This is a genomic window from Flavobacterium sp. RSP46 (genome assembly GCF_003984825.1).
Classification (GTDB): Bacteria; Bacteroidota; Bacteroidia; order Flavobacteriales; family Flavobacteriaceae; genus Flavobacterium.
Genome location: NZ_RYDM01000002.1, coordinates 320608 through 341708 on the forward strand (window position 1 = coordinate 320608; position 21101 = coordinate 341708).

At 32.6% G+C, this 21101-nt stretch carries 19 protein-coding genes; 8 read left to right on the plus strand and 11 right to left on the minus strand.

From position 1 onward, the window contains the following. Positions 1–16: 16 nt before the first annotated feature. The 4 genes from EKM01_RS05605 to recQ all read left to right on the plus strand — a co-directional run bounded on the left by EKM01_RS05605 (position 17) and on the right by recQ (position 5073). A complete protein-coding gene (locus tag EKM01_RS05605) occupies positions 17–1417 on the plus strand; it encodes an arginine decarboxylase (protein WP_126459553.1) in 1401 nt (466 codons plus the stop codon). An 84-nt stretch (positions 1418–1501) separates the two neighbouring features. Then, the gene (locus tag EKM01_RS05610; RefSeq protein ID WP_126459548.1) at positions 1502–2473 is read left to right on the plus strand and encodes a deoxyhypusine synthase family protein; all 972 of its coding nucleotides are present in this window, start codon (positions 1502–1504) and stop codon (positions 2471–2473) included. An 8-nt stretch (positions 2474–2481) separates the two neighbouring features. Then, complete coding sequence (locus tag EKM01_RS05615) at positions 2482–2880, plus strand: DNA primase (RefSeq protein WP_126459544.1); 399 nt, start codon at positions 2482–2484, stop codon at positions 2878–2880. A gap of 87 nt (positions 2881–2967) precedes the next feature. Continuing rightward, entirely contained in the window at positions 2968–5073 is a 2106-nt protein-coding gene (gene recQ / locus EKM01_RS05620) for a DNA helicase RecQ (RefSeq protein WP_126767318.1), read from the plus strand. 275 nt (positions 5074–5348) lie between these two features. Here the strand turns inward: recQ and EKM01_RS05630 are convergent, their stop codons facing one another. The 4 genes from EKM01_RS05630 to EKM01_RS05645 all read right to left on the minus strand — a co-directional run bounded on the left by EKM01_RS05630 (position 5349) and on the right by EKM01_RS05645 (position 10275). Continuing rightward, positions 5349–5864 (minus strand): DinB family protein, encoded by a 516-nt coding sequence (locus EKM01_RS05630; RefSeq protein ID WP_126459538.1) that lies wholly within the window; start codon positions 5862–5864, stop codon positions 5349–5351. A 10-nt stretch (positions 5865–5874) separates the two neighbouring features. Continuing rightward, positions 5875–8460 (minus strand): phosphoenolpyruvate carboxylase, encoded by a 2586-nt coding sequence (locus EKM01_RS05635; RefSeq protein ID WP_126767321.1) that lies wholly within the window; start codon positions 8458–8460, stop codon positions 5875–5877. 104 nt (positions 8461–8564) lie between these two features. Then, positions 8565–9044 (minus strand): Lrp/AsnC family transcriptional regulator, encoded by a 480-nt coding sequence (locus EKM01_RS05640; RefSeq protein ID WP_072943262.1) that lies wholly within the window; start codon positions 9042–9044, stop codon positions 8565–8567. 76 nt (positions 9045–9120) lie between these two features. Then, positions 9121–10275 carry a M14 metallopeptidase family protein gene (locus tag EKM01_RS05645; protein ID WP_126561558.1) on the minus strand — a complete coding sequence of 385 codons (1155 nt, stop codon included), beginning with the start codon at positions 10273–10275 and terminating at the stop codon, positions 9121–9123. 310 nt (positions 10276–10585) lie between these two features. Here EKM01_RS05645 and EKM01_RS05650 point away from each other — a divergent pair, with 310 nt between their 5' ends. Then, a complete protein-coding gene (locus tag EKM01_RS05650; RefSeq protein WP_126767324.1) occupies positions 10586–11062 on the plus strand; it encodes a helix-turn-helix transcriptional regulator in 477 nt (158 codons plus the stop codon). 69 nt (positions 11063–11131) lie between these two features. Here EKM01_RS05650 and EKM01_RS05655 read toward each other — a convergent pair whose 3' ends face one another. Together EKM01_RS05655 and EKM01_RS05660 are read right to left on the minus strand one after the other, a co-directional pair. Beyond that, a complete protein-coding gene (locus tag EKM01_RS05655) occupies positions 11132–11518 on the minus strand; it encodes a hypothetical protein (RefSeq protein WP_126767327.1) in 387 nt (128 codons plus the stop codon). Positions 11519–11692: 174 nt separating this feature from the next. Next, the gene (locus EKM01_RS05660) at positions 11693–12247 is read right to left on the minus strand and encodes a 1-acyl-sn-glycerol-3-phosphate acyltransferase (RefSeq protein WP_126553319.1); all 555 of its coding nucleotides are present in this window, start codon (positions 12245–12247) and stop codon (positions 11693–11695) included. A 62-nt stretch (positions 12248–12309) separates the two neighbouring features. Between EKM01_RS05660 and EKM01_RS05665 the strand changes: the two genes are divergently transcribed. Next, positions 12310–12975: a spermidine synthase gene (locus tag EKM01_RS05665; protein ID WP_126568890.1), complete on the plus strand. Its 666-nt coding sequence runs from the start codon at positions 12310–12312 to the stop codon at positions 12973–12975. A gap of 13 nt (positions 12976–12988) precedes the next feature. On the opposite strand, the gene kdsB is transcribed toward EKM01_RS05665, so the two are convergent. After that, entirely contained in the window at positions 12989–13726 is a 738-nt protein-coding gene (gene kdsB, locus EKM01_RS05670; RefSeq protein ID WP_126568891.1) for a 3-deoxy-manno-octulosonate cytidylyltransferase, read from the minus strand. Between the two features lie 783 nt (positions 13727–14509). On the opposite strand from kdsB, the gene EKM01_RS14745 reads away from it, so the two are divergent. After that, positions 14510–14869: a sulfatase-like hydrolase/transferase gene (locus tag EKM01_RS14745; RefSeq protein ID WP_233589299.1), complete on the plus strand. Its 360-nt coding sequence runs from the start codon at positions 14510–14512 to the stop codon at positions 14867–14869. Positions 14870–15203: 334 nt separating this feature from the next. Here EKM01_RS14745 and EKM01_RS05680 read toward each other — a convergent pair whose 3' ends face one another. After that, positions 15204–16202, minus strand: coding sequence for a zinc dependent phospholipase C family protein (locus EKM01_RS05680; protein WP_126553326.1), 999 nt, complete (start codon positions 16200–16202; stop codon positions 15204–15206). 98 nt (positions 16203–16300) lie between these two features. Here EKM01_RS05680 and EKM01_RS05685 point away from each other — a divergent pair, with 98 nt between their 5' ends. Beyond that, a complete protein-coding gene (locus EKM01_RS05685) occupies positions 16301–17050 on the plus strand; it encodes a YoaK family protein (RefSeq protein WP_126459506.1) in 750 nt (249 codons plus the stop codon). Here EKM01_RS05685 and EKM01_RS05690 read toward each other — a convergent pair. The 3 genes from EKM01_RS05690 to EKM01_RS05700 form a co-directional block, all read right to left on the minus strand. Further along, entirely contained in the window at positions 17034–18011 is a 978-nt protein-coding gene (locus tag EKM01_RS05690; RefSeq protein ID WP_233584078.1) for a YeiH family protein, read from the minus strand. The two genes, EKM01_RS05685 and EKM01_RS05690, sit on opposite strands and share 17 nt — an antisense overlap. 75 nt (positions 18012–18086) lie before the next feature. Continuing rightward, positions 18087–18983 carry a LysR family transcriptional regulator gene (locus EKM01_RS05695; RefSeq protein WP_126459503.1) on the minus strand — a complete coding sequence of 299 codons (897 nt, stop codon included), beginning with the start codon at positions 18981–18983 and terminating at the stop codon, positions 18087–18089. 14 nt (positions 18984–18997) lie between these two features. Then, positions 18998–21025, minus strand: coding sequence for a hypothetical protein (locus EKM01_RS05700; RefSeq protein ID WP_126767330.1), 2028 nt, complete (start codon positions 21023–21025; stop codon positions 18998–19000). Positions 21026–21101 lie beyond the last annotated feature (76 nt).

Genomic DNA, 21101 nt, shown 5'->3' on the forward strand with positions numbered 1-21101 from the left:
AAATTTATGACATCTAATGAATACAAAATATTCTGATTTAATCAATCAAACCTACTATTTTCCACAGGAAGAATTTACTTTAAACAAAGACAACCTTCAGTTTCATAATATCGATTTAATGAAATTGGTAGAACAATATGGCACTCCATTAAAATTCACCTACTTACCTCAAATTTCCAACAACATTAACAAAGCCAAAAGCTGGTTTCGTAAATCGATGGAGAAAAACAAATACGAGGCAAAATATTACTACTGCTATTGTACTAAAAGTTCTCATTTTGAATTTGTAATGAATGAAGCCTTTAAAAATAACATTCATATTGAAACGTCATCTGCTTTTGATATCAATATTGTTGAGAACTTACTGGCAAACGGAAAAATTAATAAAAGCACCTATGTGATATGCAATGGCTTTAAGAGAGATCAGTATATTGAAAATATAGCCCGAATAATAAATAATGGACATAAAAATGCAATTCCAATTATTGATAATTATGAAGAGCTTGATCTTTTACAAGAACAAATAAAAGGGAAATTCAAAATTGGAATTCGTATTGCTGCTGAGGAAGAACCTAAATTTGAGTTTTACACGTCAAGATTAGGAATAGGGTATAAAAACATTGTCAATTTTTACAAAAAACAAATTCAGGAAAATAAAAAATTGGAACTAAAAATGTTGCACTTTTTTATCAATACAGGAATAAATGATAATGCCTATTACTGGAATGAATTAGTAAAATGTATCAAAGTTTATATTGCATTAAAAAAAGAGTGCCCTACACTTGATGGACTGAATATTGGCGGTGGTTTTCCGATCAAAAATTCATTAGCATTCGAGTACGATTATCAATATATGATTGACGAAATTATCAATCAAATCAAAATTGCCTGCGATGAAGCCGAGGTTGAGGTTCCAAATATTTTCACTGAATTCGGGTCCTTCACAGTAGGAGAAAGTGGCGGTGCAATATACCAGATATTGTATCAAAAACAACAAAATGACAGAGAAAAGTGGAACATGATTGATTCCTCTTTCATCACAACGCTACCGGACACTTGGGCTATAAACAAACGTTTTATCATGCTGGCTGTGAATCGCTGGAATGAAACTTACGAAAGAGTTTTATTAGGAGGAATGACATGCGACAGCGATGATTATTACAACTCCGAGCAAAATATGAACGCAATCTATCTCCCCAAATACAACAAAGAAAAACCGTTATACATAGGATTTTTCAATACTGGGGCTTATCAGGAAACGATTGGCGGATACGGTGGCTTGCATCACTGTTTGATTCCGCAACCCAAACACATATTAATAGACAGAGACGAAAATGGTATTTTAGCTACTGAGGTTTTCTCCGAACAACAAACATCCGACGATGTTTTGAAAATATTAGGGTACGACAAAAAATAAATAACAATTATTCAATATAAAAATTCGTTAAATTTGAAATACTAATTTTAACGAATTGATTTCTAAGTATTTAAATAAATAAAAATGAGCAAAGGACCAATCAGTCAGTTTATAGAAAAGCATTATTTGCATTTCAACTCTGCATCTTTAGTTGACGCCGCTAAGGCATATGAAGAACAATTAGCCAATGGTGCAAAAATGATGGTGAGCATGGCTGGAGCTATGAGTACTGCCGAGATTGGTAAGATTTTTTCTGAAATTATTCGTCAGGACAAAGTGCATATTATTTCGTGTACTGGTGCAAATCTCGAAGAAGACGTGATGAATCTAGTCGCTCATTCTCATTATGAAAGAGTTCCTAATTACCGTGATTTGACTCCACAGGACGAATGGGATTTATTAGAAAGAGGATTAAATCGTGTAACTGATACTTGTATCCCGGAGCATGAAGCTTTCCGTCGTTTGCAAAAACACATTTACAAAATATGGAAAGATGCAGATGATAAAGGCGAAAGATATTTTCCGCATGAGTTTATGTACAAAATGTTGCTTTCAGGTGTTCTTGAAGAATATTATGAAATTGACCTAAAAGACAGCTGGATGTATGCAGCCGCTGAGAAAAATTTGCCTATCATTGTACCGGGATGGGAAGATAGTACCATGGGAAATATATTTGCATCCTATGTAATAAAAGGAGATTTAAAAGCTTCAACAATGAAATCCGGTATCGAATATATGGTCTTCTTGTCTGATTGGTATCCTAAAAACAGTACAAATGGTGTAGGTTTCTTTCAAATTGGTGGTGGTATTGCTGGAGACTTTCCAATATGTGTAGTACCAATGTTATACCAAGATATGGAAATGCATGACATTCCTTTCTGGAGTTATTTCTGTCAGATTTCAGATTCAACAACCAGTTACGGTTCGTATTCTGGAGCGGTGCCAAATGAAAAAATTACGTGGGGTAAATTAGACATTAAAACCCCTAAGTTCATTATTGAGTCCGATGCTACCATTGTAGCTCCTTTAATTTTCGCTTATTTATTAGATTTATAGAATATTTTATGAAAAGAGTAATTGTAGATTACGCCAAACTTACCAATGAAATTTTAAACCTATTGGTTGATAAATTTCCAGATGGTTATGATGATTCAAATATTATTAGTTTTAGAAACGCTAAAAATGAATTAGTTGAAGCAGTTGAAGTACGAACTGAAGATACCATTTATTTAGTAAAAGTGAGCACAAAACTGGCTGATAGAATTGAAAATTATGATGAAGATGATGAAATAATCATCGATGAAGTTGTTGAACCAATTAAAGGGCTTGATTTAGAGGACGATATGGATGATGATGACGAGGATGATGCTAATGATAAACCAGATACTGATTCAGGAGATGATGATGAAGATGCAGACGAAAAAGATTTTTCAGATGATGACGATGACGATGAAGAGGATTAATTAATCCCTTCTCAAATATATTTATTAAAAGGAACTCATTCACGAGTTCCTTTTTTTATAACTTTAGACTTCTAAATATACGCCAAAATGACTAATCAAATTTTATATGCCAAACTCAAAGAAAACTTTGGTTTTGAAAAATTTCGCCCAAACCAGGAAGAGATAATAAATTGTGTACTTTCCGGACAGGATACATTGGCAATTATGCCTACAGGTGGAGGAAAATCAATTTGTTTTCAATTGCCCGCATTGGTTTTTCCGGGAATTACAATCGTAATTTCTCCACTGATTGCTTTGATGAAAGATCAGGTAGATAGTCTGAAAGCAAATGGTATTGAAGCCTGTTTCATCAACAGTAGCCAAACTGAAAATGAACGTCAGTTTTATATCGAAAGGTTAAAATCGAATGTGATTAAATTAGTGTATATCGCTCCGGAAAGCCTGTCGTTTCTGGATAATCTTTTCAATAGTTTGACCATAAGTTTAATTGCTATTGATGAAGCACATTGCATTTCAGCTTGGGGACATGATTTTCGTCCTGCATATACTAATTTAGGATACCTCAAAAAGCGCTTCCCTTCTACTCCAATATTAGCTTTAACTGCAACGGCTGATAAGGCTACACGTAAAGATATTAGCCAACAATTAAATTTGATAAATCCAAAAATATTTGTTGCTTCTTTTGATCGAAAAAATTTAAGTTTAGAAGTGCGTCCCGCTTTGGACAGAGTCAAACAAATTATAGATTTCATCCTAGAAAAGCCCAATGAATCGGGAATTATCTACTGTTTAAGCAGAAAAACAACAGAAGAATTGGCTGAAAAACTACAAAAAACAGGCGTGAATGCCAAAGCGTATCACGCAGGTTTAGACACGAAAATTCGTTCTAAAACACAGGATGAATTTATCAATGATGATTGCCAGGTGATTTGTGCTACCATTGCTTTTGGAATGGGAATTGACAAATCCAATGTACGCTGGGTCATTCATTATAACTTACCTAAAAATATTGAAGGCTATTATCAGGAAATTGGTCGTGCCGGTCGCGATGGATTACCATCAGAAACGGTATTATTCGAAAGTTATGGTGATCTGATTCAGTTGCAAAAATTTGCCTCTCAAGGTTTGAATGCTGAAGTGCAACTGGCCAAATTAGAACGAATGAAACAATATGCCGATGCGTTGAGTTGTCGCAGAAAAATATTGCTTTCCTATTTTGGCGAACTTGTCACAGAGAATTGTGGAAACTGTGATATTTGTAAAAATCCACCACTTTTTTTTGATGGAACGGTCATCGCTCAAAAAGCTTTATCGGCAATTATTCGGTTGAAGGAAATAGAACCATTACCAGTAATCATTGACTTTTTACGCGGTTCAAAAAATGCATATATTTATGAAAAAGAATACCAAAACCTGAAAACATACAGTGTTGGTGCTAATTTATCATGGTATGACTGGAATCAATATTTGATACAATTGATCAATTTGGGCTATTGTGAAATTGCTTTTCACCAGCAAAACAAAATCAAATTGACAGCCTTTGCAAAAAAAGTATTATTTGAAGGTGAGAAAGTACAACTGACCACAGTTCAAAAAATCAATATCGACAAGCAAGAAATTAAACAAACCAAATCCGTTGCAAATTCACTTTTTGAAACTTTACGTAAACTACGGTACGAAATTTCTAAGGAAGAATCTGTACCGGCTTATGTGATTTTCAGTGATGCGGCTTTACGCCAAATGGAAATTGAAAGACCGATGAGCGAAACAGAATTATTGGCAATTGACGGCGTTGGTAAAGCAAAACTGGAAAAATATGGCGATGCTTTTATAAAAGTTATCCAAGATTTCCAGAAAGCAAAAGGCGCTAAAAAGAAAAAAGAAGCCACAACCTACAAAGAAACATTAGAACTTTATACTACCGGATTCTCTGTAGAGGGAATTGCCCAAAAAAGAAAATTAGGTTTAAGTACAATTATGTCTCATTTAGCAAAACTGTATGTTGATGGAGCTAATATAGATTTGGATTCGCTTATCTCAAAAGAAGAAGTTTCTCAAATTGCTGAAGCGCAAATAAAACTGGAATCACCAAATGCCTTAAAACCTTATTTTGATTATTTTGAAGAAAAAATAGACTACGGAAAAATCCGGTTAGCATTAGCCATACTCGAAAAAGAAAAAGCTATACTTTAAACCTTAATATGATACAATCCTTTCTGGATTTTGTAAATTCTGAAACTGAAATATTCCCATCAAAAACCAAGAAGAAACTGATTTTGAAACATTGTTTAAAGAATTTCCCGGCATCACAAAAATTATTTTTAACGGAAAAGAAAGTCATAAATACTTTCTAAAAAAATTTGGTCAAATAAAAGGCATCACATATTATATGATGCCTTCCACAAATCCTGTAAATACTATGTCTTTTGAAAACAAGTTGAAAATTTGGTCGACTTGTTTTCAATAATTTATAAGTACCTTTCTTCAAAAACTTTTTGATGGTGTTTTTGATGTCCAATCATAATAAAACCTATGGCTCGAACTGAAACAGCAGTATTTGAGGCAGTTCCAATTCTCTTTAATTGCTCTTCAGATAAACTTTTGAAAAGAAATAAATTCGAATGTCGCACCGCTGAGAATTCAGTTAGTAAATCTTGAATACTTCTATTGGCAGCTTCAGTATTATTTACATAATCATTTTCATCAAAACCAGGCAAAGCTGTTTGGTCATTTCTTGAAATTCGCAACGCACGATAGGCAAATATGCGCTCCGTATCAATTACATGCTGAATAATTTCCTTGATATTCCACTTCCCTTGCGCATATCTATAATCAAATTTATCCATTGGAATGTTTTGAATAAAATGGATAAAATCATGTAATGAAATTTCTAATTCTTCCATCAAATTTACGTCTCCCAAAGCATTTATATACGGAGTATAAAAAGAGGCATATTCGTTTTCGGGTAATTGAGTTGACTTCATATTTTATCGTTTAAGCGGAGTTTCTACTGGCATTAGTATTTCCAAAAAGGGAACGGGTTACAATTTTTTCGTATACTTGTATCAAAGCTTCGTCAGGGGTATTTTCTTTATTTAATTCATTGATACGCAATAAAGCATATTGTTGTATTGTTAATAGTGGCAGTACTATACGTTCTCTTATTTGAATTGATGCTTTACCATCTGGATAATTTTCCATAAGCTCTTTATGACCTGCAATTTTTAAAAGTAATCTTTTTGTTTCTAAAAATTCATCATAAATAATTTGCCAAAATGTTCCAAATTCAGGATCTTTTCTCATGTAAACAGTCAATGGGAAAAATGATTTGGCCAATGACATCATACTGTTTTCTAATAAGGTTTTAACAAACAACGAATTATCGTATAAATCCTGAACTTTATCCCACTGATTTGTATCTTCAAAATGTTTTAAAGCTGTACCTACACCAAAAAACCCGGGTACATTTTGCTTCAATTGGCTCCAAGAACCTACAAAAGGAATCGCTCGTAAATCAGCAAAATCTAAATGTTCTGATTTACTTCTTTTAGAAGGACGACTTCCTATGTTTGTTTTAGCATAATACTTCAACGTACTCATCTGCTCTAAATAAGGAATAAATTTTGGATGATTTTTAAAGCTTAAATATTTCTCATATCCTAAACCAGCTAATTGATCCATTATGTTTTTTTCGTCCAAAGTCAATTCATTTTGACCTTTGCTGAAAACCTGATTGGTTACTCCGGCACTCAATAAATTTTCTAAATTGTAGCGACAGGAATCCAAAGTCCCAAAATTAGAACTAATCGTTTGACCTTGTACAGTAACCTGAATTTCGTTATTTTCAATATTAGGCCCCAATGAAGCATAGAACTTATGTGTTTTCCCTCCGCCGCGCGCTGGTGGACCGCCTCGACCATCAAAGAAAATTACTTTTACACCATATTTTCTGGAAATTGCAGTAAGTTCTTCTTTGGCCTTGTAAATACTCCAATTCGCCATCAAATATCCTCCGTCTTTTGTACCGTCAGAAAAACCAAGCATGATTGTTTGCTTATTATCTCTGTTCGTTAAATGTTTTGCATAACCAGGATTAGTATATAATTTTTCCATGATAGCATGTGCATTTTGCAAATCATTAACCGATTCAAAAAGCGGAATAATATCAACGGGAGGATTTTCCCAATTGCTCAAACGAAATAACGCAAAGGTCTCCATCACATTAAGTGCACTTTCATTATTACTGATAATGTAACGGTTAGCGCCAAATTCTCCGTTTTTTTCCTGAATTGTTTTTATCGTTTGAATGGATTCGATTGTCAAACGCGACATTTCATTTGAAAACACAGTAGCATCAAGATTCTCACTTACATTTGATAAAATCGTAAACTTTTCTTTTTCTGTTAATTCAAAATAATTTTTCGGAAAAACAGAGGGATTTGTTTTTAAATAAAAATCCACTATATCTTTGAACACAGCATCATGAATTTTACTGTTCTGACGTATGTCTAATGACGCAAAATGAAATCCAAATAAATTTACTTTTATTAATAGCGCGTCCAATTCATCTAAATATAACGATTGATGCTGGTCGATAATTATTTGTTTAATTTTATTTAATTGTGATTTGAATTCATCCAAAGTAATGAAAATTTCTCCTGTAGAATAAAATACAGACCTATAAAGTTTTTGTTCTAATTCAGTCACTAAAGTATCTACACCAGAGAAGGTTAGTTTTCTTTTTAAATTTCTAATTTCGATATAATAACACTTCAATATAGAAGTTCGCAAACGTTCCGCTACTTTCAGCGTTATTTCAGTAGTCACAAATGGATTTCCATCACGGTCGCCGCCTGGCCAAAATCCAAGTTTAATCAAAGGATTCTTTATGGAGTTGCCGTTAAAAATGTTTTTTTGCAAATACTGCACGATCTCGCCTGAAGTTTGATAAAAAACATTTTCAAGATACCAGATCAAACTTACTGCTTCGTCAAAAGGATTTGGTTTTTCGTTTTGAATAAAAGGCGTTTTTCCTAATTGAGCCAGTAACTGTTTAATTTCAAGCAAGTTATTTTTCCGAATCGCTTCGGTCAAATCAGTAATTATCCCAAGAACTGCTCCCGGATAAAATTGCGTAGGATGCGCCGTCAAAACTGTCCTTACATTGAAATCTTCCAGAAAATCAATCAATTCCTCTTCCTTGTCTTTTGCATCTGATTTTTCTTTGATATCTCTTAAAGATCCTCGTCCTTCCATATTATTAACAACTGGAAAAGCAGCATCTTCAATAGCATCAAACAAAACAATTTGGCGTTCGATATATTGAATAAAACGAAACATAATATCAATTTTTTCTGTTTCTGAAGGATCATGTAAATACCTTTTGGCAAAAAAATCAAAAATTTCTTTTGGAGTTTCTTGCTTTTTAAATCCTGTATCACAAATATCTGCAAACAAAGGAAGTAAAGCTCCCGTATTATCTATGGAGTGAAATGGCAATGTTATAAAAACACTATTATAAATGTGATATTTAGAGAGGACATCTTGATTAAAACGTTCAAGTTTGGGTAGTGTGTACATAATTTTGTTGTAGTTGGTTGTTGGTTTAGTTAATTTTTCATAAAAAAACCTCAAGAACTAACTTGAGGTTATATTTATAATATAGTGCATTCAAGAGTGAGTAATTACATATTTTTGAAAATAGTATGCATCAAACGCTTCTTATCATTTATACTTTCCTCAAGGGAAATCATTGTTTCGGTTCTATAAACACCATCAATATCATCAATCATAAAGATCACATCTTTAGCATGCTTGGTATCTTTTGCTCTAATTTTACAAAAAATATTAAATTTCCCAGTGGTGACTGAAGCTACTGTTACAAAAGGAATTTCGTTGATACGCTCCAAAACAAACTTCGTTTGAGACGTATTATTTAGAAAAACACCAACATAAGCAATAAAAGAATAGCCTAATTTATCATAATCAAGCACTAATGAGGATCCCATGATAATACCGGCATCTTCCATTTTTTTCACTCTAACATGCACAGTTCCTGCTGAAATCAATAATTTTTTTGCAATATCCGTAAATGGAACTCTTGTGTTGTCTATCAACATATCTAAAATCTGGTGATCTACTTCATCTAAACGAAACTTACTCATAATTCTTTAATTAATATTATTAATTACTATAACAAAGTATAAAAATATACATAAAAACAACAAAAAGACGTAAATATTATATTTTTATCATTCCGTTAACAAATTTCACGTTATTATCTAAATAAAAATCAGCTTTTTGATTCAATTTAGGAATATCGTTATGATCATCTTTGTATAAAGCTCCTTTAGCATCATATTCGAAATGACCAAAATAATCCTCCAAATCGCCTATTTGTGAAACATAGGCATTAAAACAGACCTGATTTTCAATTAGCTCTTCTTTGTATTGTGCTGCAAAATTGGTGATAATTTCGATACCATCATAATTTATTTTGATGTTTTTATACATAAAATCATAAAAAACGACTTTATTCTGAGAAATACTCAAATATTTGTCAATTCCATTATCAACTATAACGTTTTCGGAGAGTATCCTAAAACTTGAAATTAAACTCATAAAAACGTATTTTCGTGTTTCTTCCCTTTGATAATCATTCTCAAAATGACCCGCTTCAAACAATAAAGTGGGCACTCCTAAAAACTGAAACGTGTCTCCAATGCAATTTATATTAAACGAATCATCAAAACGCCCAATCTGATTGGGAAGATAACGCTGTAAATCCTCATTTATTCCGGCAATCAAGTTGATCGCTTTCAACCTAGATTCATTTATATCTCGATTTTCATTATAGGAAGGTGCTAAAAAAGATACTGTTGCAGGTTTCCCGGTATCATCTACACCAAAAATAGTACGCTGATCATGCAAGTTAAAACAATAATCAGGCTCAAAGGAATCAAAAGCTGCCCTTAACAGCTTGCTTTCTGGTTGTGTCAGCGCTTGCGAATCGCGATTTAAATCAACTTTATTGGCGTTTTCTCTTGTGTATAATGTTGCACCGTCAGGATTCAACATCGGAATGGTGTAAAAAGTAAAGAAGTCTAATAATTGGTGTGCTAATGCAGAACCACTATGCAGTACATTAAAAAAATCGAATAGCGCTTTTGTAGTTGTACTTTCATTTCCGTGCATTTGGGACCACAGAAAAATTCTCGTTTTTCCTTTTCCAATTTCATACGAATAAATAGATTTTCCAAGAACTGATTTTCCTATAATTTGAAGTTGATTGTTCGTGTTTAATTTTTGCAACAAAGGCTCGATTGATGTTAAAGTGACGTACCGTCCACGAACGGATTCTTCCTTAAACTGATCGAATAATTCTTCTAAATTCATACCATTTTATTTGATTTACAAAAGTAAACATCTTTGCATTTACATTTGTAAACATTTAAAACAAAGAATATTTCAATACTGTAAACACTTTTCGCCAGTTAAACCAGGTAGAAAATCCGGCAAATGTTAACAATTGTTATAAATTTATTTTATAATAATTAGAATTTTGTTTATCAATTAATTATGTGTATTTATTAAAAGTACAACTTTAGTTTGTTAGACTTTTAAAATACTATTTATACCTTTAATTTTGATACTGAAGCTTCTTTTGATTACATTTGTAACTAGTTAATTTTTACATTAATTTACAATGGTAAACATAGAAGACTTTATAAAAAGATTAGAGATTATACTGGACTACTACAATTTGAATGCCTCTTCTTTTGCAGATAAAATTGGTGTGCAACGCTCCAGCCTGTCTCACCTGCTTTCTGGGAGAAACAAACCAAGCTTGGATTTTATACTTAAAATTTTAGATGTTTTTCCTGATGTTGATTTGTATTGGATTCTGAATGGAAAAGGAACCTTTCCAAAAAATGCGGAAGAGTTTAAGGCAAAAGAAAAAATTATTAATCAGGTCTCTGAACAAAATATCCCTGCTCTGGCCAGTGATCAAATAATCCCTGAAAATTTATTTTCTGAACTAAAAAATACTGTTTTGATTCCTGCATTGGAAACTAAAAAAAGTGATCCAATAAATAGTCCTGGTGAAGCGGTTGCTTCTGAAATTGACACCATTGTTATCTTTTATAAAAATGGCTCTTTCAAGAGTTATGTTCCAAATTAAATAAATAACCCCAATTCTGATTTTAGAATTGGGGTTATGGATTAAAAAAGCATTCTTGAAAACAAAAATCTATTTTCTTAAGACAAAAATTGACGTTACACCCGCTTCCGCTCTCGCATTTACGGGAGCAAAATCACCCGAAGCAACAGGAAAACTATACGTTAGTACTTGTCCTCCTGCATTTAATCTTTCAGCAACATATATGTTTTTTGTAACACTGTCATAAGCCACAGCCACAGGATTGCCTAAAAGTGAATTAGAACTATAAATCCGTACTTGATTCGTTACTGCAATTGTTCCCGCAGCAGCAGTTGAAGCGAAAACAGTTGAGAAATTTTTAATTATAATTAATCCACCATCAGTGGCTGAAGCAGCACTGGCAAATAATTTGACTATTGGTGTTGTAGTTAATAAATTGGTAAGCGTAATTTTCCCGGAGGTATTACTGGATGTCATCAAATTTAATTCTGCCGGGCTAGTATCAGAATCATTATTATTGTATCAAGCGAAAAATAAAACTAAAAATGCGGTACTAATAACCAAATGTTTCATGTTGTATATTTTAGAGTTTTAATACACTTACGAGAAATCAATTATATGGTTTTAACATTTTTTAAGTTTTTTTAAGAGTTATTCAAATGAGTATCCCTGTTCTGGAATTTTACCCTTGACTCCTATAAAATGTTTTTTCAAAACGGTTATATCGGCCTCAATATCTCCCGAAGGAAAAATAGGATTTCCTAAATTAATTTCTTTTTTTCCAAAATCAAATGCAATAGGAATTACAGGAACCTTTGCTTTTAAAGCAATGTAATAAAATCCTGTTTTAAGTTTGCTAATCTTTTTACGGGTTCCTTCCGGAGCTACTGCCAGACGAAAAACCTTTTTTCTTTGAAAAATAGCTGCAATAGAATCCACTTTATTCAACCCTCCTGTCCTATCAAGCGGTTCTCCACCCATGTATCTAAAATAAAATCCCAAAGGAAAACGAAACAATTCCTTTTTGCCTACCCAATTCATTTGTAAACCGGTTATTGCTCGGATAAAAACCCCTAAATAAAAATCATGAGCGCTGGTATGTGGCATTATCATCATGACACATTTCGTGATATTTGGATCAATACTACCCACTACTTTCCAACCCATTAGTCTGGAAAATATCCATTTGTATAATTGTTTCTTCATTCTTGCTTTCTTTCGTACAAAATAAATAATTAATATCTTATTTTTGGGTAAATCTATCATTAATGCTAAAAAAAATATTCAGCTACGTAATTCCTTTAACTATTTATCAAACTAAATCGGCTTTGAGCAAATCGATTGAGGTGACTTGGGCAAATGGGGAACTGGTCATGGATTCGCAAAACACAAATTATTCCTATGGCAGTTTGCAACGGATTCTGAGGTTAGGCTTAAAAAACATTGGATACAAAAAAATTGTGACCATGGAGCATATTTTAGTTTTAGGTGTTGCTGGTGGAAGTGTCATCAAAACATTGGTAGAAGAAATAAAATACAAAGGAAAAATTACCGGTGTTGAAATTGATCCTGAAATAATTACAATAGCCAATGCCTATTTTGACTTGGATAAAACAAAAAATCTTACAATTGTAATTGAGGATGCTTTTGCATTTGTGTTAAAAACCCCTACTAAATACGATTTGATTATCATTGATATTTTCCAGGACACTACAATGCCTAATTTTTTATTTGAACCTTTTTTTACCAATAGGGTTTGCTCGCTTTTAAAAAGTCATGGTTTTATTCTTTTTAATACGATGTTATTAGATGAGAATCAAAATCAAAGAAATAAAAAATATGTAACCGAGTTTTACAAAAATCAATTTAAAATTAGAACTATTCCAAGAGTTGAAGTTCATAACGAACTTATTGTCATCGAGAAAATTGCCTAATCAAAACGGTTTTTCATCTCTGAATTTTTAACATTTTCCTAGCTTTTTCTAGATCTTCTGGGGTATCAATACCAATACCAATGTGAGTAGTTTCGATCATTTTAATGCGTTTTCCAAATTCAAGATAACGCAATTGCTCTAGTTTTTCAGATGCTTCTAATGATTGCATGGGCAAACTATAAAAATCCAATAATGCTTGTTTTCTAAACGCATAAACACCAATATGTTGCAGGTACCGTACGCCTACATTTTTCGCTCTTGGATACGGAATAACCGATCGGGAGAAGTACAAGGCAAATCCGTTTTGATCCACCACAACTTTTACATTATTGGGATTATTAATCTCTGCTTCATTCGTGATTTCGCGCATCAACGACGCTAAATCTACTTTTTTATCCAAATCATTTCTAAAAACTTCAATCACTTTAGCTAAAGGTGCCGCATCAATAAAAGGCTCATCTCCTTGTACATTGACTACAATATCAACATCCAGATTTTCTATTGCTTCTGCAATTCGATCACTTCCGGATTCGTGTTCTTTGATGCTTCGAATAACGTTTCCTCCGTGAGTACGTATTTCGTCATAAATTAAATCGGAATCAGTTACTACAAAAACAGCATCAAATAATTTAGTGTTTACAGCTGCTTCATACGTTCTTAAAATTACCGTTTTACCACCTAAATCCTGCATTAGTTTGGCAGGAAATCGTGTCGAGGCGTATCGTGCGGGAATGACTGCTATTATTTTCATTTTTATTTTTTTATTTGCGTTTAAGAGTTTTATAGCCGTTACAGCTAGACTCTTTAAAGTATAAAATTACTTCATTATCCTAATCCACTCTTGCTAGCAGGCTACTAAGTTAGTCTGTTTTTATGAATTAGAAAAACGGCACTACATTCTCAGTGCTTAATTGTAGTGTTTTACATTAGTATGAGTTTTGTTTTAAGAGTTATTCTTTTTTTTTATCCCATCACACAAGCCTCCTTTACTTGGATTGATACGCTACACTTATTTATATTTGGATTTTTATCTGATTTTTGTTTTTGTTTTGGTCAGTGACTTTTTGTGGCTCTATCATATTTTCATCTCCAATACAAAATACCGAAACAAATCAGGTTCTGGTTATTTTCCTTTGTCATCTTTCTATATGTGGTTTAATTTTACAAAATAGAATCAGTGAATACCTTTTTCGGAATGAATTTGGGGTCAAATACAATTTTATCGCAGTAAATTATCTGGTGTATACTAATGAAGTGATAGGTAATATTATGCAATCCTATCCTGTTATTCCCTTATTTTCTGCACTATTTATTTGTACAGGATTGGTCACTTATTTTAAAAGTAAAGAAATCAAAAAACTATCTTGAAAGCATTCCCGCTTTTGTACAAAAAATCAAAATTCCAGGAATTTACCTGCTTCTCTTCACATTATCGTTATTGGCAATTCCTGCTTTATCCGTTAAATAAAATTCTCAAAATATGTTTGTCAATTAATTAAAAACCAGCCTATTATATAAATTTTATATGGCATTTATGAAAAGTGAACTTGAAGCCATTACTTTATGTTTTCCTCCTTCTCCCGGCGAAAGTGTTATAAAAAGGAAAGACAATAAAAATAAATTCCCTACCGGAATGCTCTTTAAACAAAAAGGCTATACTGTAAAATTCATGTATGGCGGAGATTCCTTTTTTGACAATATGGGCGATTTCTTTTCAGGAAATGGATATGAAATTGTAGACAAAAAAACATTTGAACCCAACGAAATCACTTTTGCTAATATTTGGGACGTTTGCGATGAAGATATGTACAACAAAGCAATCACGGAAATAAACAAAGAAGCAGCGGCAAATAAGCCGTTTTTTAATCACATTATGACCGTGAGCAATCACTGACCATTCACGTATCCAAATGGAAAAATTGATATTCCCGGAGATGTAAAATCTCTTGATGGCGGGGTAAAATGCATTGACTATTATTCCCCTCAAACAAACCGTCAAACAATTTCAATTGACTTTGAAACCCAATCAAAAAGCAGCTACTGATTTTCAAATATTTTATGATCAAATACCGCTCACAAAAGAAAGAACGGATTTAGTAAATGAAATGATTTCGTATCATCAAACAGTCTCGGATATGTTAAAGAAAAAAAAATATCAAAAAATTTATTAGCATAAAAAAACGGGTCAAAATTGAAGTTTCACCCGTTTTTTAATTGGAAATATATCGTTATTCTTTTTCGTTTGTTAAACCAAAAAGTGTCCCTTTTTCAAAAGTTTTCAAATCCTTTTTTAAAGTTTTGCTATTGCGCTTTGTAAGTTCGGCAGTATCAAGAGTACTTAAATCTGGTTTTCCAGCATTAACCCAAGCCGTGTACCAAAAACTTGCTGTTGCGGTAATGGCTTTTTTCATTTGTTGTTCAACCATTCCGTTCAACTCCGTGTGCAATTTAGCAGCATACTCATCCGAATATAACATTCCTCCGTACTTGTTTTTGACAACATTTCCATCGGCATCCGTTACGTACATTTTGTTTTCAGCAGTTGCAGTTCTTAATTTTTTATCGGCAGCCAACAAAGGTTCCACTAAACTGTGCGTGTCAAAAACGATATCCCAAGTAGCTTTCTCCACATTGTCTAAATATATTCCTTCAGGTACATTTAATTTATACCCTTTGGCAAACAATTCCGGCAAACGGCTTTCCCATAAGGAATGAATTCCTTTTTGATTCGTGTTTTGTCCATCGTGATTGTCTGATGTATGCAACGGCATGTGTGCATCGGCAATATAATGGCCTAAATCCCCCGCAATAAATAAAATTTCATTTTTTCTTTTGTCCTTGAACGCTTTAGTCAATTTGACCATCATATCCTGAATATACCACGGTAAAATTCCGTTTTTAGTCAAAAACTTTTCATCGTACTTCAGCTTCGCTTCTTCCATAGTTTTAGGAATCGTTTCCACAGCTCCAAAATTCTCCATGTCAAAATAATGACGGGGCGGCTCTGCTTTATCATTCAAAACATTTCTTCTCAAATCCGGAACAGTAGATTCTTGGGTAATGAAATCGATATGATTGTAAAAAAAGGTCTGCAATGGTTTTGGAAGTGCCATTACCGCCGCTCTATTGATTCGTTCATGACCAATAACGCCCCATGACAAAAGAAAAAGTGCAACTCCAAGAGCAGATAAAGTGATAAGTGTAGGTCTAATTTTAAAATTTTTCATTAAATTTATTTTTTTGAAGTACAAATGTATTTCTTTAAATCGTTATTAGAAAAAATTGGGTTTAAGATTCTGTTAATTAAAACAAGAAAACTACAACTATGTTTCGACATCAAGGAAAAAACAGAACTTTTATTCATAACCTGCGTTTAGCCACTTTACTATCTTTTGTTGCCGGAATTGTAAATGTTACTGGAGTTTTATCCGTACACACATTGACCACAAATGTTACGGGACATTTTGCCTATTTTGCCGAAGAAATAATGAAACAGAATTATATAGCAGCCATTACCTTTTTTGTATTTACTATTTTCTTCTTGTTGGGCGCTTTTACCTCTAATTTTTTAGCAGAATTAATTTCTAAAAAACATCCTGATTTATCTCATGTCATTCCTATTTCACTGGAAATGATTGTTTTGATTGGCATTGGTATTTTTGGACTAGCGTCTGAATTATCCAGCATTGAAGGAAAATGGATTGCTTTTTCGATGCTTTTTGCCATGGGAATACAAAACTCTTTGGTTACAAAAATCTCTCAGTCTACGGTTAGAACAACCCATTTAACGGGGCTTTTTACTGATTTGGGAATCGAACTGTCACAATTATTTTTTTATAAAAAACCAGAAGAAAATAAAAAATTAAAGATCAGTATTTATTTGAGATTGTCTATTATTATATTCTTTTTCATGGGCTGTATTCTAGGTGGTTTTTTGTATAATTTACTAGGCATGAAAACACTTTTTGTTGCCGCAACCTTTTTATTGTTTGCACTTTTGTATGATTATATCAGATTACAATTTCATGTGATCAAACGAAAAACCTTCCGTCATAAAACTATTTTAAATAAATAATTGAAATTAAAGTTGCAACTGCAATGAATGTCCAAAGCAAAACTCCCTGCACAAGCGGTTTTAATCCCACTGATTTCACTACATTCCTATTTAATCCGGCACCAATTAAAAACAAAGTTACCGTCAGGCCTATTTTGGCAAGTGAAACTAAATGTGGTCCTGCACTCTTCATTTCTGGCAGATAGGTATTGGCAATCATTGCCAAAATAAACAATCCTATAAAATAAGGAATTTTTATTTTTCCAGATTTATTTTTGAAAATAAATGCGGTAATCAATGCTACAGGAATAATCCACAACGCACGGGCTAATTTTACTGTTGTGGCTATTTGCATGGCTTCAGGACCAAATTTACTCGCTGCTCCTACTACAGAACTCGTATCATGAATAGCAATAGCGCACCATAATCCAAACTCTTTTTGAGATAAATCCAGCCAATGACCTACTGCAGGAAATAAAAATAGCGCTACCGAATTCAGAATAAATATCACTCCCAAAGCAACTGAGGTTTGTTTTTCATTCGATTGGATTACGGGAGCAATAGCGGCGATTGCACTTCCTCCGCAAATTGCAGTGCCACAAGAAATTAAATGTGATGTTTTTGTATCCGTTTTAAACCATTTTCCTAAAAAAGTTCCTAAAATTAAAGTGCTCACAATAGAAGCAATTGTAAAATAAAAACCCTCTTTTCCGGCTGAAACAGCACTGTGAACATTCATTCCAAATCCTAAACCAACTACCGAAAACTGCAACAGATAATTAGTTGCTTTATGATTCAATTCTAAAAAAGGATGTCCAAAAAGGTTGGCAACAATCAATCCTAGTACCAAAGCAATTGGTGGAGAAATAAAAATTGTGGTGCAAAACAAAAGCAATGCAACGAAAATGAGTTGCTGCAATGTGGCATTTACTTTAAAAAAAATAAAAGATTCCTTCTGAATTGCTTTTTGATTCGTTTCCAATGTAAAGTTGTTGAATTAGTACAGTACAAAGGTGGAACGATAAAACTATTTATGCCAATCGCAAATTATAATCTGCTATAACTTTAAATTATAATGATTGGAGATATTCTGAATAAACAAATCGGATAATGAATCTGTTTTTCCTTGAAGCGTAATAATATAAAAGTATCGTTCTATAATCAGGTCTTCAATATCTAATATAGCCAATTCATTGTTTTGAAGTTCTTTTTTTATGGCATGAATCGATATAAATGCCACACAATCCGAGTGCATTAAATAAGATTTTATACTTTCTGTACTTCCCAATTGCATTTCAATTTGTAGTTCGGATACTTTAATTTTAAATGGTTTCAACGCATGTTCAATAACTTCAAGTGTTCCTGAACCTTGTTCTCGCATTAAAAAACGCATCTTTTTAAGATCATCCTGAGTCACTTCATCACGACTTACTAACGGATTGGAACTCTTACAGACCAAAACCAATTCGTCTTTCAAAAACTCGGTATATTTAATAGATTTATTTTTGGATTGCCCTTCAACAATTCCTATTTCAATTTCTTTTCTTAATAAAGCGTTTTCTATTTGTTCCGTGTTTCCGTTGAGTAAACTTACTTTTACATCTTGCAATTTTTGATGGAAACGAGCTAAAAGTGGCGGAATTATATACTGAGAAATTGTAGTACTGGCTCCTAATTGCAACAATCCGGAACGTTGATTAATCAGTGTACTCATGTCAAAATTAATTTCGCGGTATACTTCAAAAATGTTTTTGGTGTGTTTCAATAATACCTCACCAGCAATTGTCAATGCTATTTTAGAACCATTTCTGTCAAACAGTTTGATTTTATAGTCCTCTTCTAATTCCTGAATGTGTTTGGAAATAGCAGGTTGCGTAATAAACAATTCGGTTGCCGCTTTTGTAAAACTCAAACGATTGGCAACAGTATAAAATACTTTCAGTCTAAAATCCATGTTGTTTAATTGTATTAAAGTAATCCGTTGTGTTTTCGAACAAACCATTCGGTTGTCAGTAAAATTGAAATTAAAACCAATAACCACATCCAATCTATCAAAGGAGTTTTGGTAACACTACTCTTTTGTATCGTCTTGTATTCCTCATTTTCTAAAAGCGTTTTAATCAATACGTCTACTTGATCTGAAAAATACGCTTTTCCTTGTGTTTGCCCAGCTAATTGCGTCAATTTCTCCACGTCTGGATTAACAAATTGTTTTTCAATATCAAAATCAAGAATTTCAAAACTACTGGAATACGTCGTTTTAGAATTTAATTCTTTTACCGTAAAAGTATGAGAACCGGCTTTCAATCCGTCAAGATTGACTTTATAGGAATTATTCCCTTTTAATAAATCGTAATTTTTCGTTTGCTTGGTTTCGGTATTTTTTACCGTTATAGTCAAACGGGCTTTTTCATCAAACTCATAATTTTTATTGAAATACTGTGCCGTTATTTCAATGGCTTCACCGGAATTATAAAAACTTTCATGTTCAACAACCAATGATTTTTTAGAATTATTAGAAGCCAGAAATTGAATAATCTTATCCATGAAAACGTCATATTTTTCAAAAGATTGATTATTTACATGTGTTTGCAAGCGCCATTTCCAACTATTTTCACCCAAAAGATAAGTGGCTCGCCTGCCTTGATTTTCTGCAAAAACCAGTAAAGGCGCATTCGTATCTATTGTTCTGATTTTATATGAAAGCAAAACTGACACAACTCCTTTTGTAGTTACGGTTCCAAAAGCGTTTTGCAAAGGCGGTAAATCTTCAAACCCAATATTGTCCGCAGCAAACAAATTAAACTGTTTATTAAAAACCGACAAATACTCTTCTTTTTGTCCACTCATTTTAAAGCTCAAATTCTCCTGTTGCTGATTCAAAAAATTGAAATCGGTGTTGTTTCCAGTAATAATAAATGTATTAATTCCGGCAACTTTATTAATTTCAAAAATAGTTTTAAATTCAGTCGTTGGTTGGTATAAAATCAAAACATTATAATCTTGTAATGTTTTGATTTCATTTGTTTTAACAATTATTACTTTACGCTGTACATTCGATTCAATAGCTCTTTTCATAGCCCCTAAATCGGGATGATTTATAGCTGAAATTATGGCAATATTTGTTTTTTGATCAATAACTTCAACTGCAAAATTCTTGGTGTTGTTATATGTATTTTTTTCTTTTTCTTTTGATGAAATTGTAACTTTAAAAACCTGTAATCCTATTTTATCAGCCGGCAAAAGTACGGGTACAGTTGCTGTCTTCTTGGATGGTGATAAGGTAATGGATTGTGTACTGAATACCGAATTCCCTTGTGAAATAACAAAATCAGCTGTTACACTTTTGGTTCCTGAATACTGCAAAAAAACTTCTACAGGAAATTTATTCTTATGAAAAGCATATTTATTAACGTTCAGTTGATTGATTTTTAAGTCAAATAATTTTGTTGTGTTGCCTAATATTACCGGATAAACTTTATTTAAGGGGTCAAAACTATAGACGTAATCATTCCCTGAAGTTTGGTTTCCATCTGTGATTAAAACTGTTGGATATACTGTGTTTTTATAAATGCTTTTTAGATTTTTGGCAACAACATCGATATTGGTTTGAGTTCCCTTAAAATCAAAAATTTCCGTAGGTTCAAAATCATCTGAAAACTGATACGTTTGCACATCGAATTTATCTTTCAAATCTGAGTTTAATTGTATTCTTTTATACAATTCTAATGCTTTTTCATTGGCATTCAAAAAAGAAATAGAACTGGAATTATCAACAACAATCGGTAAGGGTGTTTTTACCGTTTCGAAGGTATTTTTGGTTAGTATTGGATTAATCAACAACATTAAAATTCCAAAAATGGATAAAAAACGCAAAAAAGCCAAAAACCAACCGACTTTCGATTTGTTTTTGGCTTTGTAAATATATTGAAAAAATGACAAACCACCAGCTATTAGTAACGAAAGCAGTAATAATAGTAGCGTGTTTGTTGTCATTTATTCTTTATTAAAAGATTGAAGAATTTAATGATTAAAAATTAATTACGTAGTTCAAAAATCTTTAAATCTTTGA

Coding starts and splice junctions, on each gene's coding strand:
- EKM01_RS05605 (WP_126459553.1), top strand. CDS start 17: ATGAATACAAAATATTCTGATTTAATCAATCAAACCTACTATTTTCCA.
- EKM01_RS05610 (WP_126459548.1), top strand. CDS start 1,502: ATGAGCAAAGGACCAATCAGTCAGTTTATAGAAAAGCATTATTTGCAT.
- EKM01_RS05615 (WP_126459544.1), top strand. CDS start 2,482: ATGAAAAGAGTAATTGTAGATTACGCCAAACTTACCAATGAAATTTTA.
- recQ (WP_126767318.1), top strand. CDS start 2,968: ATGACTAATCAAATTTTATATGCCAAACTCAAAGAAAACTTTGGTTTT.
- EKM01_RS05630 (WP_126459538.1), bottom strand. CDS start 5,864: ATGAAGTCAACTCAATTACCCGAAAACGAATATGCCTCTTTTTATACT.
- EKM01_RS05635 (WP_126767321.1), bottom strand. CDS start 8,460: ATGTACACACTACCCAAACTTGAACGTTTTAATCAAGATGTCCTCTCT.
- EKM01_RS05640 (WP_072943262.1), bottom strand. CDS start 9,044: ATGAGTAAGTTTCGTTTAGATGAAGTAGATCACCAGATTTTAGATATG.
- EKM01_RS05645 (WP_126561558.1), bottom strand. CDS start 10,275: ATGAATTTAGAAGAATTATTCGATCAGTTTAAGGAAGAATCCGTTCGT.
- EKM01_RS05650 (WP_126767324.1), top strand. CDS start 10,586: ATGGTAAACATAGAAGACTTTATAAAAAGATTAGAGATTATACTGGAC.
- EKM01_RS05655 (WP_126767327.1), bottom strand. CDS start 11,518: ATGACATCCAGTAATACCTCCGGGAAAATTACGCTTACCAATTTATTA.
- EKM01_RS05660 (WP_126553319.1), bottom strand. CDS start 12,247: ATGAAGAAACAATTATACAAATGGATATTTTCCAGACTAATGGGTTGG.
- EKM01_RS05665 (WP_126568890.1), top strand. CDS start 12,310: ATGCTAAAAAAAATATTCAGCTACGTAATTCCTTTAACTATTTATCAA.
- kdsB (WP_126568891.1), bottom strand. CDS start 13,726: ATGAAAATAATAGCAGTCATTCCCGCACGATACGCCTCGACACGATTT.
- EKM01_RS14745 (WP_233589299.1), top strand. CDS start 14,510: ATGAAAAGTGAACTTGAAGCCATTACTTTATGTTTTCCTCCTTCTCCC.
- EKM01_RS05680 (WP_126553326.1), bottom strand. CDS start 16,202: ATGAAAAATTTTAAAATTAGACCTACACTTATCACTTTATCTGCTCTT.
- EKM01_RS05685 (WP_126459506.1), top strand. CDS start 16,301: ATGTTTCGACATCAAGGAAAAAACAGAACTTTTATTCATAACCTGCGT.
- EKM01_RS05695 (WP_126459503.1), bottom strand. CDS start 18,983: ATGGATTTTAGACTGAAAGTATTTTATACTGTTGCCAATCGTTTGAGT.
- EKM01_RS05700 (WP_126767330.1), bottom strand. CDS start 21,025: ATGACAACAAACACGCTACTATTATTACTGCTTTCGTTACTAATAGCT.